17 protein-coding genes and 1 tRNA gene are annotated in these 14867 nt (G+C 46.3%); all 18 read right to left on the reverse strand.

Annotated elements, in window-relative coordinates:
* Positions 1 to 180 precede the first annotated feature (180 nt).
* The gene (locus V7L97_RS08715) at positions 181 to 645 is read right to left on the reverse strand and encodes a hypothetical protein (protein ID WP_333655126.1); all 465 of its coding nucleotides are present in this window, start codon (positions 643 to 645) and stop codon (positions 181 to 183) included.
* Entirely contained in the window at positions 642 to 788 is a 147-nt protein-coding gene (locus V7L97_RS08720) for a hypothetical protein (RefSeq protein ID WP_333655127.1), read from the reverse strand. The genes V7L97_RS08715 and V7L97_RS08720 overlap by 4 nt, the downstream gene beginning before the upstream one ends.
* A 119-nt stretch (positions 789 to 907) precedes the next feature.
* Entirely contained in the window at positions 908 to 1153 is a 246-nt protein-coding gene (locus V7L97_RS08725; RefSeq protein ID WP_333655128.1) for a hypothetical protein, read from the reverse strand.
* Positions 1105 to 1440, reverse strand: a complete 336-nt coding sequence (locus V7L97_RS08730; protein ID WP_333655129.1) for a hypothetical protein — start codon at positions 1438 to 1440, stop codon at positions 1105 to 1107. The genes V7L97_RS08725 and V7L97_RS08730 overlap by 49 nt, the downstream gene beginning before the upstream one ends.
* A gap of 60 nt (positions 1441 to 1500) precedes the next feature.
* On the reverse strand, positions 1501 to 1710 hold the full coding sequence (locus tag V7L97_RS08735; protein ID WP_333655130.1) for a hypothetical protein: 210 nt from the start codon (positions 1708 to 1710) through the stop codon (positions 1501 to 1503).
* A gap of 3 nt (positions 1711 to 1713) precedes the next feature.
* Entirely contained in the window at positions 1714 to 2313 is a 600-nt protein-coding gene (locus tag V7L97_RS08740) for a potassium channel family protein (RefSeq protein WP_333655131.1), read from the reverse strand.
* Positions 2282 to 2638 (reverse strand): potassium channel family protein, encoded by a 357-nt coding sequence (locus tag V7L97_RS08745; protein WP_333655133.1) that lies wholly within the window; start codon positions 2636 to 2638, stop codon positions 2282 to 2284. Before V7L97_RS08745 ends, V7L97_RS08740 begins: the two co-directional genes overlap by 32 nt.
* 54 nt (positions 2639 to 2692) lie before the next feature.
* Positions 2693 to 3196 (reverse strand): Mut7-C RNAse domain-containing protein, encoded by a 504-nt coding sequence (locus V7L97_RS08750; RefSeq protein ID WP_333655134.1) that lies wholly within the window; start codon positions 3194 to 3196, stop codon positions 2693 to 2695.
* Positions 3197 to 3280: 84 nt separating this feature from the next.
* A complete protein-coding gene (gene rpoC, locus V7L97_RS08755; RefSeq protein ID WP_333655136.1) occupies positions 3281 to 7390 on the reverse strand; it encodes a DNA-directed RNA polymerase subunit beta' in 4110 nt (1369 codons plus the stop codon).
* A gap of 1 nt (position 7391) precedes the next feature.
* Entirely contained in the window at positions 7392 to 11330 is a 3939-nt protein-coding gene (gene rpoB / locus V7L97_RS08760) for a DNA-directed RNA polymerase subunit beta (protein WP_333655137.1), read from the reverse strand.
* Between the two features lie 118 nt (positions 11331 to 11448).
* Positions 11449 to 11835 (reverse strand): 50S ribosomal protein L7/L12, encoded by a 387-nt coding sequence (rplL, locus tag V7L97_RS08765; RefSeq protein WP_333655140.1) that lies wholly within the window; start codon positions 11833 to 11835, stop codon positions 11449 to 11451.
* Positions 11836 to 11908: 73 nt separating this feature from the next.
* On the reverse strand, positions 11909 to 12433 hold the full coding sequence (gene rplJ, locus V7L97_RS08770) for a 50S ribosomal protein L10 (protein WP_333655150.1): 525 nt from the start codon (positions 12431 to 12433) through the stop codon (positions 11909 to 11911).
* Positions 12434 to 12623: 190 nt separating this feature from the next.
* Complete coding sequence (rplA, locus tag V7L97_RS08775) at positions 12624 to 13313, reverse strand: 50S ribosomal protein L1 (RefSeq protein WP_333655141.1); 690 nt, start codon at positions 13311 to 13313, stop codon at positions 12624 to 12626.
* An 11-nt stretch (positions 13314 to 13324) separates the two neighbouring features.
* Entirely contained in the window at positions 13325 to 13753 is a 429-nt protein-coding gene (gene rplK / locus V7L97_RS08780) for a 50S ribosomal protein L11 (RefSeq protein ID WP_333655143.1), read from the reverse strand.
* 53 nt (positions 13754 to 13806) lie between these two features.
* The gene (gene nusG / locus V7L97_RS08785) at positions 13807 to 14331 is read right to left on the reverse strand and encodes a transcription termination/antitermination protein NusG (protein WP_333655144.1); all 525 of its coding nucleotides are present in this window, start codon (positions 14329 to 14331) and stop codon (positions 13807 to 13809) included.
* Positions 14332 to 14335: 4 nt separating this feature from the next.
* On the reverse strand, positions 14336 to 14521 hold the full coding sequence (gene secE / locus V7L97_RS08790; RefSeq protein ID WP_333655146.1) for a preprotein translocase subunit SecE: 186 nt from the start codon (positions 14519 to 14521) through the stop codon (positions 14336 to 14338).
* A gap of 48 nt (positions 14522 to 14569) precedes the next feature.
* Positions 14570 to 14646 (reverse strand) — tRNA-Trp (locus V7L97_RS08795).
* A gap of 10 nt (positions 14647 to 14656) precedes the next feature.
* The gene (gene rpmG / locus V7L97_RS08800; RefSeq protein ID WP_333655148.1) at positions 14657 to 14809 is read right to left on the reverse strand and encodes a 50S ribosomal protein L33; all 153 of its coding nucleotides are present in this window, start codon (positions 14807 to 14809) and stop codon (positions 14657 to 14659) included.
* Positions 14810 to 14867 lie beyond the last annotated feature (58 nt).

Raw genomic sequence — 14867 nt, forward strand, 5'->3', positions numbered from 1 at the left:
TTTCTCTGTTCTTGCCAATCTTTATTCTTATCAATATATTAGCGAATTTCATGCCAGATTCTATTTGATTGATTTTCAAAGATTTTTAGTTCTGAAATGTTTGCATTCCTGCAAAAACCGGTTTTTTATTTGCAAAGATGCAAAAAAATTGGGGGGATGATTCTAATATCATCCCCCATTTTATAGATTCAGTATTTCTCTACTTACAGCCTCGAATTCTGCTTTACCACTTTTATCTTTCCATGTTCTATCTTTGAGTGACACCACAGGCAGTCTATCTGCTTTTCTGTGTGTGACGTGCCTTTCATGGATGAATTTAACATCATCATACATTTCTATCCTCTCTACATGGCAGAAATAACATTTCTCTTTAGGTGTTACACCGTCACCTCTCGTTACTTCCAAATGGCACTGATTACATTTGTAATCTGCCTTCATGACGTCTTCATGGGAAAAGGTCTTGCCTTTTACAACTATAGGCTGTTTAGGTGCCGAATGGCATGATGGGCAACCTGTGACAGCCTGCTCGTGTGGAACTCCCTTAAAGTGACAAAGAAAGCACACATTCAGGGAGACCTTTACATGTTCTCCCTGAACTATATCAGAGTGACAGCTCCGACAGTGAAGTTTTATACCGCGCTTCATCTCAGCAAGCTGATGATAACGAGCGCTGTATAACTTCCAAAGTAAAATCCAGGGATGAGGCCAAAAATAATAAATACAACACCCCCGAGTATGGCACCAATCTTTGTACCCATGGAGATCATCTCTTTTTCTTTAGGTTGCATAATTAAAAATCCCCCTCTTTATAAATTGTTGAGGTGTCTCTATTAAAAATAGATATCACATTTAATGTTCTAATGCAACAAAAATTATACAAATTGGATTGGCCTGAAAATTGCAAAAATTAATAGATAAAAGTCTTCGGGTCTTTAAATGGATGGCATTTAGTACAGAGAGTTCTTGCCCTATCCTGCCCCACAACCCATGAGTGCGGCTTGTGGCAGTACAGGCAATCAAGTCCTTTTTTCATATGGAACCCGTGCTGCCCAACTGATGCCTCATTTTTATGGCATTCGCCAATGCATGTGGCAGATGTGGGCTTTATTTCTCCATGTGGCTTGTGACACTGATGGCAAAGAAGCCCTGACATAGGACCTTTCGCGGGATATTGGTATGGCATTTTATGCATCTGTCTTTTGGGATCATGGAAGTGGTCTTTTCCGAGAATGAATGACACTTAAGACATAAGAATGCCTCCATGCCCACTCCGTGCACACCCCTGTCCTGATGGCACTTCTGGCAGGCATCCTCATTGGGATGGAAGTCATGCACCGTCCCTTTATGGCATATCTTGCAGTCAATCCTCTGCATAAACACATGCCGTGCATGGCCGTATGATTTATTTAATGTTAAAGCGCCCTGAGACATCTCGTCCATATGGCATTTCCTGCACGCCTTCCATGGCTTTTCACGGCCATGGGTCTGGGAAAATTTTTGTTAATTGCCTTTTACAACATAGGCCACGAGGAGCTGATTCTGCAAATGGCATGATGCGCAGTACGCTGGCTCATCCTGTGTATATCGGTAATAACGATAGCCGACAATCACTCCTAAGACGGCAACTATTACTATGGCAGCGAGAATAAACCCCTTTAAATGTTCAAAGAGATTCATCAGGGATTCCGGGATATCTCTACGTTTCTTCACGGGCTATCTCTTAATACCTGCCATGTCTTCCAGTGTTTTAAGTTTTGATATTTCTCCGAGTGCTATCAATGTATCTCCTGCCTTTATGGTAGTCCTGAATGTGGGATTAAACCTCATATCCCCTGTGGGTTTTTTTATCGCAACGATTATAATGCCCAATTCCCTGCCTATGCCGCACTCATCGAGGGTGAGTCCTGCAAGTTTTGAGTCTTCCTGAACGGTTATCTCCTCCATCTGGAGGTCAATATTGCCGCTCTTTGTCGCAAACTCTATAAAATCCACTACAGCAGGCTTTAAGACAGTATGAGCTATCCTGAGCCCGCCGATATGATAAGGAGATACGACCCTATCGGCGCCGGCCCTCATAAGCTTCTGTTCCGAGCCCTCTTCTCCTGCCCTTGCAACAATAAAGAGCTTGGGGTTTAATTCCCGTGCACTTAATACCACAAAGAGATTCTCGGCATCTGTCGGGAGCACGGATATTAATCCCTTTGCCTTTTCTATCCCAACTTCTCTTAAGATTTCGTCCCTTGTGGCATCGCCTTCGAGGATGAGCATATCACCCTTTTCTTCAAGGGCATCCGGCTTTTTTTTCGACCACAACAAATTTTATATTCTTCTCTCTAAGCTCCCTGCATATTATCTTGCCCATCCTGCCGTAGCCGCAAACAATATAATGGTTTTTAAGCTCCCTTATCTTCTTTTCCAATCTCTTCCTCCCGAATATCTCTTTAAATTCACCTTCTAAAATTAATTTTGCACCATTATTAAGCGCATACAGCACGCTGCCAACACCGCCTATTATAAGGACTATTGTAAACATTCTTCCCCTGGCTGACAGCTCGTGTATCTCCTTGTAACCCACAGAAGCAATGGTTATAATGGTCATATAAAGGGAGTCAAGGATATTCCATCCTTCTATGACCATATAGCCGGTAGTTCCAAATGCTTATAATTAAGGTTATGAGCAGTACGGATAGTATCAGTCGTTTTCTGAGTTCTTCCAATGGGCGTTGATCTCCCCTAAAACGTTCTGTATCTTTTCATCGATCAATTTTCTGTGGGAACCCTCCCAGTAAACTTTACCACAACTGCTGCATCTAAAAAAAGAATTGAAATTAAGAAAGACATGCTCGGGGACATCATTTGCCACAGATTCTTTGTCAGCAGTTGATAGCTCGCCATTGCACTCTGCGCAGCGCGGATTACCCTTGACCTCTGACCCTCGATCCTTGATCCACAACAAAACCTCTCTTAATTGCCCCGATATATCGTTAGAGTTTATCAGTATGTAGCAGTAGATCTTTTTGCTTTTGACAAGCCGTGTATCCCTTGTCAGCAGTATCCTCTGCTCCTGTTTTGCGATTTTTACGATCTCATTGTCATCTATTGTTTTAAAATACAATGTATCAAAACCCAAGATCCTGAGCCATTTTGCAAGGCTTCCGAGCATAGCATCGGCAATAAAGAGAGGACTTTCGGTCATATACTTAAGTTTATCATATGGACAAACAAAAGGGTCATGGAGATTTTCACTCCATGACCCTTTCTAACTTTGACCTATGTGCTTCTATTCTGTCTCAGCCTCTTCGTGTTCAAGCTGCATGGAATAGAAGTCGCCTTTAATGAATGTCTCTCTGTAGGGAGACATTCCTGTACCGGCAGGGATGACCCTTCCCATTATCACATTCTCCTTCAGTCCGTTCAGCTCGTCTACCGAACCGCCCAATGCAGCCTCTGTGAGAACCCTTGTGGTCTCCTGGAACGACGCTGCAGAGACCCAGCTCTCTGTTGCGAGAGATGCCTTTGTAATGCCGAGCAGCATGGGCCTTCCCCTTGCGGCCTTTCCGCCCTCTGACTTTACCCTCTCGTTTTCCTCTGCAAAGGTAATTCTGTCGACCTCGTCTCCTATAAGAAATATTGTGTCTCCCGGGTCTTCGATGCGCACCTTTCTCATCATCTGGCGTACTATTACTTCTATGTGCTTGTCGTTTATAGAAACGCCCTGGAGTCTATAGACCTTCTGAACCTCATCCACAAGGTACCTCTGCAGCTCCTTCGGCCCGAGGATGTCGAGTATGCTGTGCGGGTTTACTGCTCCGTCCATCAAGGGCTCTCCTGCCTTTACCCAATCGCCTTCATGGACAGTAACATGCTTGCCTTTCGGAATCAGATATTCTCTGGACTCCTCGCCTCCTTTCACAACCACGACCCTCATCCCTTTATGGGCGCCCCTGAATTCCACGATGCCGTCTATCTCTGTAACTATCGCCTGTTCCTTGGGCTTCCTTGCTTCAAAGAGCTCTGCAACCCTCGGGAGACCGCCTGTAATATCCTTTGTCTTTGTTGTTTCCCTCGGTATCTTCGCAAGGATATCGCCCGGCATTACAATATCGCCCTTGTCAACGAGTAAGTGGGCGCCTGACGGTAGCAAGTATCTTGCGGGATTATTCGTCCCGGGGATCTTTCTTGTTCTGCCATGCTCATCCTTGATAGAAACCCTCGGCCTCATATTGGCAGGATATTCGATTATAACCTTGTGGGCAAGGCCTGTTGTCTCGTCCACTTCTTCTTTAACCGAGACCCCCTCTACTATATCTCCGAGGGCAATCTTACCGCCTATCTCTGTCAGAATCGGCGTTGAATAAGGATCCCACTCTACCAGACGCTGGCCTGACTCTATCCTCTGCCCGTCCTCGGCAAAAATCCTTGCGCCATATACAAGGTTATATTTCTCCTTTTCCCTGCCTGATTTATCCACAACAGCTATCATGGCATTTCTGTTGAGGACGATAAGAACGCCTTCTTTGTTTTTAACTGCATTGAGGTCTATGAACTTCACATATCCTGAATTCTTTGGCTCAAGGGTTGCCTGCTCAATAACCTTTGTTGCAGCGCCGCCGATATGAAATGTCCTCATGGTGAGCTGTGTTCCCGGCTCGCCGATAGACTGTGCAGCGATAATTCCGATAGCCTCTCCTATCTCTATTGCCTCTCCCCTTGCGAGGTCTCTGCCGTAGCATTTTGCACAAACCCCGGCTTTGGAATTGCATGTAAGCACAGACCTTATCTTTACCCTGTCGATCCCTGCATCCACAATCTTCTTTGCAAGCTCGTCATCTATCTCCTGATTTCTACTCGCTATGGTTTCGTTGGTAACAGGATCTTTCAGGGTCTCTGCGAGTGTCCTGCCGAATATCCTGTCCTCTAAAGGCTGTATTATCTCGCCGCCCTCGATAAGTGCGGTAACCACTATGCCTTCACTTGTTCCGCAGTCGTCTTCTGTCAGAATGACATCCTGCGCAACATCAACAAGCCTCCTTGTCAGGTATCCCGCATTCGCGGTCTTTAATGCCGTATCTGCAAGGCCTTTTCTTGCACCATGAGTCGAGATAAAGTACTGAAGCGGTGTTAAGCCTTCCCTGAAGTTTGCAGTAATCGGGGTCTCGATAATCTCTCCCGATGGCTTTGCCATCAATCCCCTCATACCTGCAAGCTGTCTTATCTGGGCAGTGCTTCCCCTTGCTCCCGAATCAGCCATCATAAAGATGTTATTGAATAACCTTCTCTCCTTCAAATCCTCCTCGGAAAGGGGCTTTCCGTCTTCGGCGCCCAACTCCTTCATCATCTCATCCGCGACCCTTTCTGTCACATTTGCCCATATATCAATGACCTTGTTATATCTTTCACCCTGTGTTATGAGACCGTCTGCATACTGCCTCTGAACCTCCATGACCTCCTGCTCTGCTTCCTTTATTAATTCTGCCTTCTTTGTGGGAACATGCATATCGTCGATGCATATGGAGATTCCTGACCTTGTAGCATAATCAAAGCCAAGCCTTTCGAGGTTGTTCAGGAATACAACGGTTTCCCTCTTGCCGAGAGTCTTGTGTATGTACTCTATCAGCTTCCCTATCTCCTTCTTTGTCAGTTCCTTATTAACCATTGAAAATGGAATGCTCTTTGGAAGTATTTCGCTTAATAGAACCCGGCCTACTGTTGTCTCAACAAGCTTGCCGTTCATCCTGATCTTTATGCCTGCATGCTCTTCCACAATGCCAGAATCATAAGCACAGCGGACATCATCGAGATCGGCAAATATCTTCCCTTCACCGCGGGCGCCCTTTTTCTGTTTTGTAAGGTAGTAGATGCCAAGAACCATGTCCTGTGTCGGCACAACAATGGGCTTGCCGTTTGCAGGAGAAAGAAGGTTATTTACCGAAAGCATAAGCACCCTCGCCTCTATCTGTGCCTCTATTGAAAGTGGCACATGGACAGCCATCTGGTCTCCATCGAAGTCTGCGTTAAATGCTGTACAGACAAGGGGATGGAGCTTTATGGCCTTGCCTTCCACAATCACAGGGTCAAATGCCTGTATGCCGAGCCTGTGAAGGGTCGGGGCGCGGTTTAGAAGGACAGGATGCTCGTGAATGACATCTTCGAGGGCATCCCAGACCTCCGGCGTTTCCTTTTCAACCAGTCTCTTTGCCTGTTTTATTGTAGTTGCATAGCCCTTCTCTTCAAGCTTGTTGAAAACAAAGGGCTTAAAGAGCTCAAGGGCCATACGTTTGGGTAGTCCGCACTGGTTAAGCTGAAGTTCGGGTCCGACAACAATAACAGAACGGCCCGAATAGTCAACCCTTTTGCCCAGCAGGTTCTGCCTGAATCTGCCCTGCTTGCCTTTTATCATATCGCTAAGGGACTTTAACGCCCTCTTTCCGCCTGCCTTCAGTACCTTTGCCTTCTTGCTGTTGTCAAAGAGCGCATCAACAGCCTCCTGAAGCATCCTCTTTTCGTTCTTTATTATGACGCTGGGCGCCTTTAGCTCCATAAGCCTCTTGAGCCTGTTGTTCCTGTTTATGACCCTCCTGTAAAGGTCGTTGAGGTCCGATGTAGCGAAACGGCCGCCGTCAAGGGGAACAAGGGGTCTTAAATCAGGAGGCAGCACAGGCACTGTATCGAGTATCATCCATTCAGGACGATTCTCCGACTTTATAAATGCCTTTACTATCTTGAGTCTCTTTGTAAGCTTCCTCTTAACGCCCAGAGACGAAACAGCGTCTATCTTCTCCTTTAACTCCTTTGCAAGGGTCTCCAGATCAACCTTTTTCAAAAGCTCCCTTATGGCCTCTGCACCCATTCCTGCCTTAAACCTGCTGCCTAATTCGGAGAGCTTTTTCTTATATTCATCCTCTGAAAGGAGTTCCTTCTCTTTCAGAGGCGTGTCTCCCGGGTCTATTACAATATACTCCTCAAAATAGAGCACCTTTTCGAGTTGTCTTATGGTCATATCGAGGAGGGTTCCTATCCTGCTTGGTACTCCCCTCAGGAACCACACATGGGCAACAGGAGTTGCGAGCTCAATGTGTCCCATCCTCTCACGTCTCACCTTTGACTGGATTACCTCAACGCCGCATTTATCGCATATGACACCCCTGTGCTTCATCCTCTTGTACTTGCCGCAGAGGCATTCCCAGTCTTTGATAGGACCGAATATCTTAGCACAGAAAAGGCCGTCGTGCTCCGGCTTGAACGTGCGGTAATTTATGGTCTCGGGCTTTTTTACCTCACCATAGGACCATTCCCTTATCTTTTCGGGTGATGCAAGCTTTATCCTTATTGCATCAAAGTCCTTCGGGTTCTTAGGCTTCTGAAAAAGGGCATAAATGTCTTCTACCAATCTATTCCTCCCTGCTTCTCTTTTTCTCCAGAAGCTCCACATCGAGGCCGAGGCTCTGGAGCTCTTTTATTAATACATGGAATGATTCGGGAACACCCGGCTCAAGCACTGGGTCTCCCTTCACAATGGCCTCGTACATGCGAGACCTTCCACTGATATCGTCGCTCTTTACGGTCAGGAATTCCTGCAGTGTATGGGCAGCACCGTACGCCTCCAATGCCCAGACCTCCATCTCTCCGAGTCTCTGTCCTCCGAACTGTGCCTTGCCGCCAAGAGGCTGCTGGGTAACAAGCGAGTAAGGTCCGGTGGAGCGTGCATGGATTTTGTCGGCAACAAGGTGATGGAGCTTCAGCATGTACATACAGCCGACCGTCACCGGACGCTTGAACGGCTCACCCGTCCTTCCGTCATAAAGGGTTATCTGTCCTGATGAGGGAAGTCCTGCTTTTTTCAAGAGATCTTTAATCTCCTTCTCCTTCGCTCCCTCAAATACCGGCGTTGACACATGCAGGCCGAGTGCCATGGCAGCCCAGCCGAGATGGGTCTCGAGTATCTGTCCGACATTCATTCTCGAAGGGACACCGAGGGGATTCAGGACTATATCAACAGGTGTTCCGTCAGGCAGATATGGCATATCCTCTTCAGGCAGTATCATGGATACAACACCCTTGTTTCCGTGGCGTCCTGCCATTTTATCTCCCATCTGTATCTTCCTTTTCATTGCAATGAACACCTTTACAACCTTGTTTACTCCGGGCGGAAGTTCATCTCCCTTCTTTACCCTTTCGACTCTTTCGTGATAGCGTGTTTCAAGATATTTGATATACTGATTAATCTCTGCGTTGACTTCCTCTATCTTGTTCCTGACATCCGCATCATCGACCTTTATCTTTAAGAGATGGTCGTCCTTAACCCTGCTTAAATGGTCCTCTGCGAGCTTCTTGCCTTTAGGGCATACAACCTCCCTGGTCTTTGAGTCCTTTACATCTTCTGCCACCTTCTGCCCTGTCAGTAGTTTCCTTATCCTTCCAGCCTTCTCTTCCTTCAGGATTTTGATTTCTTCTTCTAAATCCCTCTGGAGTTCGTTTATATTGTCTTCTTCGATGCTCTTTGTCCTTTCGTCCTTTTCCATTCCCTTTCTCGAAAGGATCCTTACATCCACAACAGTGCCTTCAATGCCAGGAGGTACATAGAGGCAGCTCTCTTTTACCTCTTCTGCCTTTTCGCCGAATATTGCACGAAGGAGCTTTTCCTCGGGCGTCAGCATAGTCTCGCCCTTAGGCGTAACCTTACCGACGAGGATATCCCCTGCCTTCACCTCGGCACCGATTCTTATTATGCCGCTTTCGTCAAGGTCTTTCAGCGCCTCCTCGCCCACATTGGGAATGTCCCTCGTAATCTCCTCAGGGCCGAGCTTCGTATCCCGTGATTCGACATCGAACTCCTCAATATGAATAGATGTATACACATCGTCCTTCACAAGCCTTTCGCTTAAAAGGATTGCGTCCTCAAAGTTATATCCTCCCCATGGCATAAAGGCAACAATGACATTTTTCCCGAGTGCCAGCTCCCCCATATCTGTAGAAGGACCGTCGGCCAGAATATCGCCGCGCTCGACCTTATCTCCCACATTGACTATGGGCTTCTGGTTCATGCATGTGCCCTGATTGGAGCGCTGGAATTTAACGAGGTTATATATGTCCACTCCTCCTCCGGCTTCTGTAACCCTCACCACAATCCTTGATGCATCAACGCTCTCAACAATGCCTGATCTCCTGGCGATGCTGAGCCATCCGGAATCCCTTGCAGCAACATGCTCCATGCCGGTTCCCACGACAGGCGCATCGGGCTTCAAGAGCGGAACAGCCTGTCTCTGCATGTTCGCCCCCATCAATGCCCTGTTTGCATCGTCATTTTCGAGGAACGGGATCAGGGATGCAGATACGCCCACTATCTGCCTCGGCGATACATCCATGTACTGGACCTCTTCAGGAGGCACCATTTTAAAATCTCCGCCAACCCTTGCTGAAACAGCCTCTCCCATGAGATTCCCACGCTTATCTATAGGAGTGGTGGCCTCTGCGATGACGTATTTCTCGCCTTCTATGGCAGACAAATACTCTATCTCGCCTGTAACACGGCCGTTGACGACCTTTCTGTAGGGGGCCTCTATAAAACCGAAATCATTAATCTTTGCATAGGATGCAAGAGATGTAATGAGTCCGATATTCGGGCCCTCAGGGGTCTCGATGGGACATATCCTTCCGTAATGGGTTGGATGAACGTCCCTGACCTCAAATCCGGCCCTCTCCCTTGTAAGTCCGCCGGGACCGAGGGCTGACAACCTCCTCTTATGGGTTATCTCTGACAACGGATTTGTCTGATCCATAAACTGGCTCAACTGGCTCGAGCCAAAAAATTCCTTAACAGCAGCCATCACAGGCTTTGCATTTATCAAATCATGGGGCATTGCCGTATCGAGTTCTGTAAGGGTCATCTTCTCTTTTATGGCCCTTTCCATGCGCACAAGCCCTATCCTGAACTGGTTCTCGAGGAGCTCTCCTATGCCCCTTACTCTCCTATTGCCGAGATGATCAATATCATCCACTTCACCCTTTCCTGTCCTTAGATTGAGAAGATAGCGCACAATCTCCACAATGTCCCTGTCTGTTAAGACCCTGACATCGAGAGGTATATCTATGCCGAGCTTCTCATTGATCTTCAACCTTCCCACAGGCGAGAGGTTATACCTCTTCGGGTCAAAGAACAATCCATTAAAGAGCTCACGGGATGCAGCAGCAGTTGCAGGCTCGCCTGGCCTGAGCTTCTTGTAAATCTCTTTTAATGCATCCTCCTGTGTTGCGACCTTGTCGGTAAGAAGGGTCTCCCTGAGCGATGGGAGGTAGCTCACATTATCGATAAAGAGCAGGTGCAGGGTATCTACCTTAAGAGAGAGTATCTTGTGGAATACCTCTTCCGTGATTTCCTTATTCCCGTCAAGGATTATCTCTCCGGTCGTCGGGTCAACAATATCTTTAAGCGTGACCCTTCCGATAATGTCGGTCCTTGTTATGGGTATTTCCCTTATTCCGGCAGCCTCCATCTTCTTCAATGCCATCTTCGTTATTTTGCTACCCTCTTTTACAATAATCTCTTTGTTATCGGGAGAGACTATATTATGCCTTGTCCTGATGCCTGCAAGGACATCGCTCACCACCCTGGTATAATGCTCCTTATCCTTTATCGTTATCTCCTCAACAGGATAAAAGGTCTTGAGGAGGTCTTCGTTGGAATAACCGAGGGCCTTGAGCACTATGGTTGCAGGCAGTTTCCTGCGCCTGTCGATCCTTACATAAAGAATATCCTTTGAGTCGAATTCAAAATCCAGCCATGAACCTCTGACCGGAATCACCCGCGCTGTATATAAAAGCCTTCCGCTCGCATGGGTCTTGCCTTTATCAGGAGCAAAATAGACTCCGGGCGACCGATGCAGCTGACTGACTATTACTCTCTCAGTTCCGTTTATGATAAAGCTTCCCGTCTCTGTCATGATAGGCATATCGCCTATGTAAACTTCCTGCTCGCGTGACTCCTTCAGTATCTTCTTTCCTTTTTCGTCCTTTTCGTAGACATTGAGCCTTACCTTTATTTTGAGCGGTGCAGCATAATTCAATCCTTTAAGGAGACACTCCCTCGGCGTCATCTTCGGCTCACCAAGGCTATATGAAATGAATTCTATGGAAGCGGTGTCATTATAATCCGTTATAGGGAAAACGCTGTTGAAAGCAGCCTGTAATCCTTCTTCTATTCTCTTACCTGCTGCGATATCCTTCTGTAAAAACCTGTCAAAGGATTTTTTCTGAAATTCTACGAGATATGGCACCTCCAATACCGACGGCACCTTGCCAAAATTTAACCTTTCCCTTAAAAGCTTTGCCATGGCTCTCCTTATATTTGGTTAATGAGTTAATGCGCATATGAGTAAATGAGTAAATGAGTAAAAGGAAGAAATTACAAGCACTTCCTCTACTCATCTACCCATCCTCTCATTTACTCTTTTACTTTATTTCTACTGCTGCGCCTTCTGCCTCGAGTTTTGCCTTTATTGCATCTGCCTCTTCTTTTGTAACACCTGTCTTAAGAGGCTTTGGTGCTCCATCAACGAGGTCCTTTGCCTCTTTGAGTCCGAGCCCTGTAAGCTCCCTGACCACCTTGATAACCTGGATCTTCTTGTCTCCTGCAGATGCGAGGACTACATCAAAGCTTGTCTTCTCCTCTGCTGCAGCGACTGGAGCGCCTGCGGCTGCAACAGGTGCTGCTGCCACTGCCACTGGTGCTGCTGCAGTGACACCATACCTTTCTTCGAATTCCTTGATGAACTGTGACATCTCGAGGATTGTCATGTTGTCGATAAAACCAAAAACATCTTCCTTTGTAACTGCCATTTTTTATTTTCCTCCTTAATTGGTTAATGTGTTAATGAGTTAATGTGTTGATGAGTTAGACTCATTTACCCATTCACCCATTTGCTCTTTTACTCTTCAATGCTTCCAGTGCATAAGCAAACTGTGTAAGCGTAGCATTCAATGCATAGGCAAGTTTTGACGCTGGTGCTTGCATTGCACCTGCCAGCATGCCAAGAAGCACGGGCTTCGGCGGAAGTTTTGACATTGCCTTAATATCGGCAACCGAGCAAAGCCGTCCTTCGATGACACCGCCCTTCACCTTGAACTTTTCGTTTTTGGCTGCATACTCAAGCACCTTTTTGGCTGCAGCAATGGCATCTTCAAAACCAAAGGCTATACCTGTGGGTCCAATGAACAAATCCGCTGCCGGTTCCACAGGGGTGCCCTTTGCAGCGATACTGCTCAGGGTGTTCTTAACGACCTTATACTCTGCACCGGCTTCCTTCAGGACATTTCTCAGTTCAGCAACCTCTGATACAGTAAGCCCCTTATACTCGGTGAGAACAACCGCCTTTGATTTCGAAAACTTTTCCGACAGTTCTGCTATCTGTTGGGATTTTCTTTCCTTGGTAATCAGATTCCTTCCTCCTTTCCCAGAGACCCGAGTTTATTGGGAGATTAAAAATTTGAAATCTTCAATTTTTCAATCTTTAGCTGTCTCGGTAGGCTGGCTCAACAAATTATTCAGGCCAATTAAACAACAGGGAATAAGTAATTACCCCCTGTTATGCCTACTGTCTCTGACATTTTTATTCAGGCAATGCCTGCTATGCAATTTTTAATTTTGAAATATCTATCTTTATACCATGCCCCATTGTAGAGGATAAGGTAATTTTCTTTATATATTTTCCCTTGGATGTCGCCGGCTTTGCCTTCGTCACCGATTTTAAAATAGCCATAGTGTTTTCGAGGAGCTTCTCTTTATCAAATGAGACCTTTCCAACAGGCACATGCACAATGCCTGCCTTTTCCACTTTATATTCGACCTTTCCTGCCTTTATCTCCTTAACTGCCTTTGCAATGTCAAAGGTAACCGTTCCCAGTTTTGGGTTAGGCATAAGGCCTCTCGGACCGAGGATCTTGCCGAGCTTTCCAACCAATCCCATTAAGTCAGGAGTAGCCACTGTCTTGTCGAACTCGAGCCAGCCCTGCTGTATCTTTTCCACAAGGTCTTCTGCTCCTACATAATCGGCGCCTGCTTCTTTCGCCTCTTTTTCTTTCTCTCCCTTTGCAAAAACCAATACCCTTACCGATTTGCCAGTGCCATAGGGAAGGACTACCGTACCTCTCACCATCTGGTCGGACTTCTTTGCATCAACGCCGAGGTTTATTGCCATATCTACTGTTTCATCAAACTTGGCAACCGCACCCTCTTTCACAAGGGAAATCGCCTCTTCTACGGAATACTCTTTGGTTAAATCGATCTTTGATAATGCATTGTCCAATTTCTTGCCCATTCTTTCCCTCCTTAATCCCTTACTTCCACGCCCATACTTCTTGCGGTTCCCTTGATTATATTGACTGCAGACTCAAGGGATGTAGTATTCAAGTCAGGGAGTTTTGTCTTTGCTATCTCTTCAACCTGAGCAGCAGTTATTGTTCCAACCTTATCCTTATTGGGAACGCCTGACCCCTTCACAACGCCGGCAGCCTTTTTTATTAACTCAGATGCAGGCGGTGTTTTAAGTATAAATGTAAAAGACCTGTCATTATAAATGCTCAAAACAACAGGCAAGAGCGTATCGCCCATATTCTGCGTCTGCGCATTAAACTGTTTGCAGAATTCCATTATATTGATACCATGAGGACCGAGGGCAGGTCCGACAGGTGGTGCCGGATTTGCCTTGCCTGCAGGTATCACGATTTTAACCTGTGCTACAACCTCTTTCTTAGCCATCTATTTTCCTCCAAAATAGGTCGTATAGGTCTTATATGACCTATATCATATTTCTACGCCTTTTCTGTCTGTGAGAATGCAAGCTCCACAGGCGTCTGCCTGCCGAATATACTGACCATGACGCGCAGTCTGCCGTGGTCCATATCGACCTCATCCACATATCCGACAAAATTTGTGAACGGGCCGTCTGTTATCCTGACACTTTCGCCTTTTTCAAACCGGCTCTTTACAACAGGTGCAGGCCCTCTTTCGAGTTGCTGCAGTATTACATCAATCTCTTCCTGAGGAAGAGGGACAGGCTTGGCTCCGCCAACAAAGCCGGTGACCCTGAGGGTGTTTTTGATGAGGTGCCATGTCTCATCATCGAGATCCATCTCAACGAGGATATAACCGGGATAGAACTTTCTGTCTGTCTCCTTTTTCTTCTTGCCCTTAAGTTCTATAACCTTCTCTGTAGGGATGAGTATCCTCGTAATTTTATCCTCGAGGCCTTTGAGCTTAATCCTTTCCTCTATGGATGCCTTTACCTTCTCTTCAAAACCCGAATATGTATGAACAACGTACCAGTTTTTAGCCATATCCTTACCTTACAAGTAGTTTAATTATTTTAGCGAGACCTAAATCCACAATACCAAGAAATACAGAAATAACCACCACTGTTGTAATCACAACCCACGTGGAACCAACAAGTTCATCCTTTGATGGGTAATTCACCTTTTTCGCCTCTACCTTCACCTCATGGAAAAAGTTTTTTATCCTTCCAAACATTTAAGCTCCTTATTTATAGCTTTTAGCTGACAGTTATCAGCTAAATATTGGCAGGCCAGGAGGGATTCGAACCCCCAACCCTCGGATTTGGAGTCCGATGCTCTAGCCGTTAGAGCTACTGGCCTATCCAACCTTCTAAGCCTTTGTCTCTTTGTGCATAGTATGTTTCCTGCAGTTCCTGCAGTACTTCTTGAGCTGAAGCTTGTCTGTAGTATTCTTCTTGTTCTTCATGCTCGAATAGTTTTTGTTTTTGCACTCAGTGCACTGAAAAAGTATTATATCCCTCATAGCTTACTCCAACACCTCAGTAACAACCCCAGCACCTACTGTCCTTCCGCCCTCTCTT

Source organism: Dissulfurispira sp., assembly GCF_036745535.1.
Taxonomy (GTDB): Bacteria; Nitrospirota; Thermodesulfovibrionia; order Thermodesulfovibrionales; family Dissulfurispiraceae; genus Dissulfurispira.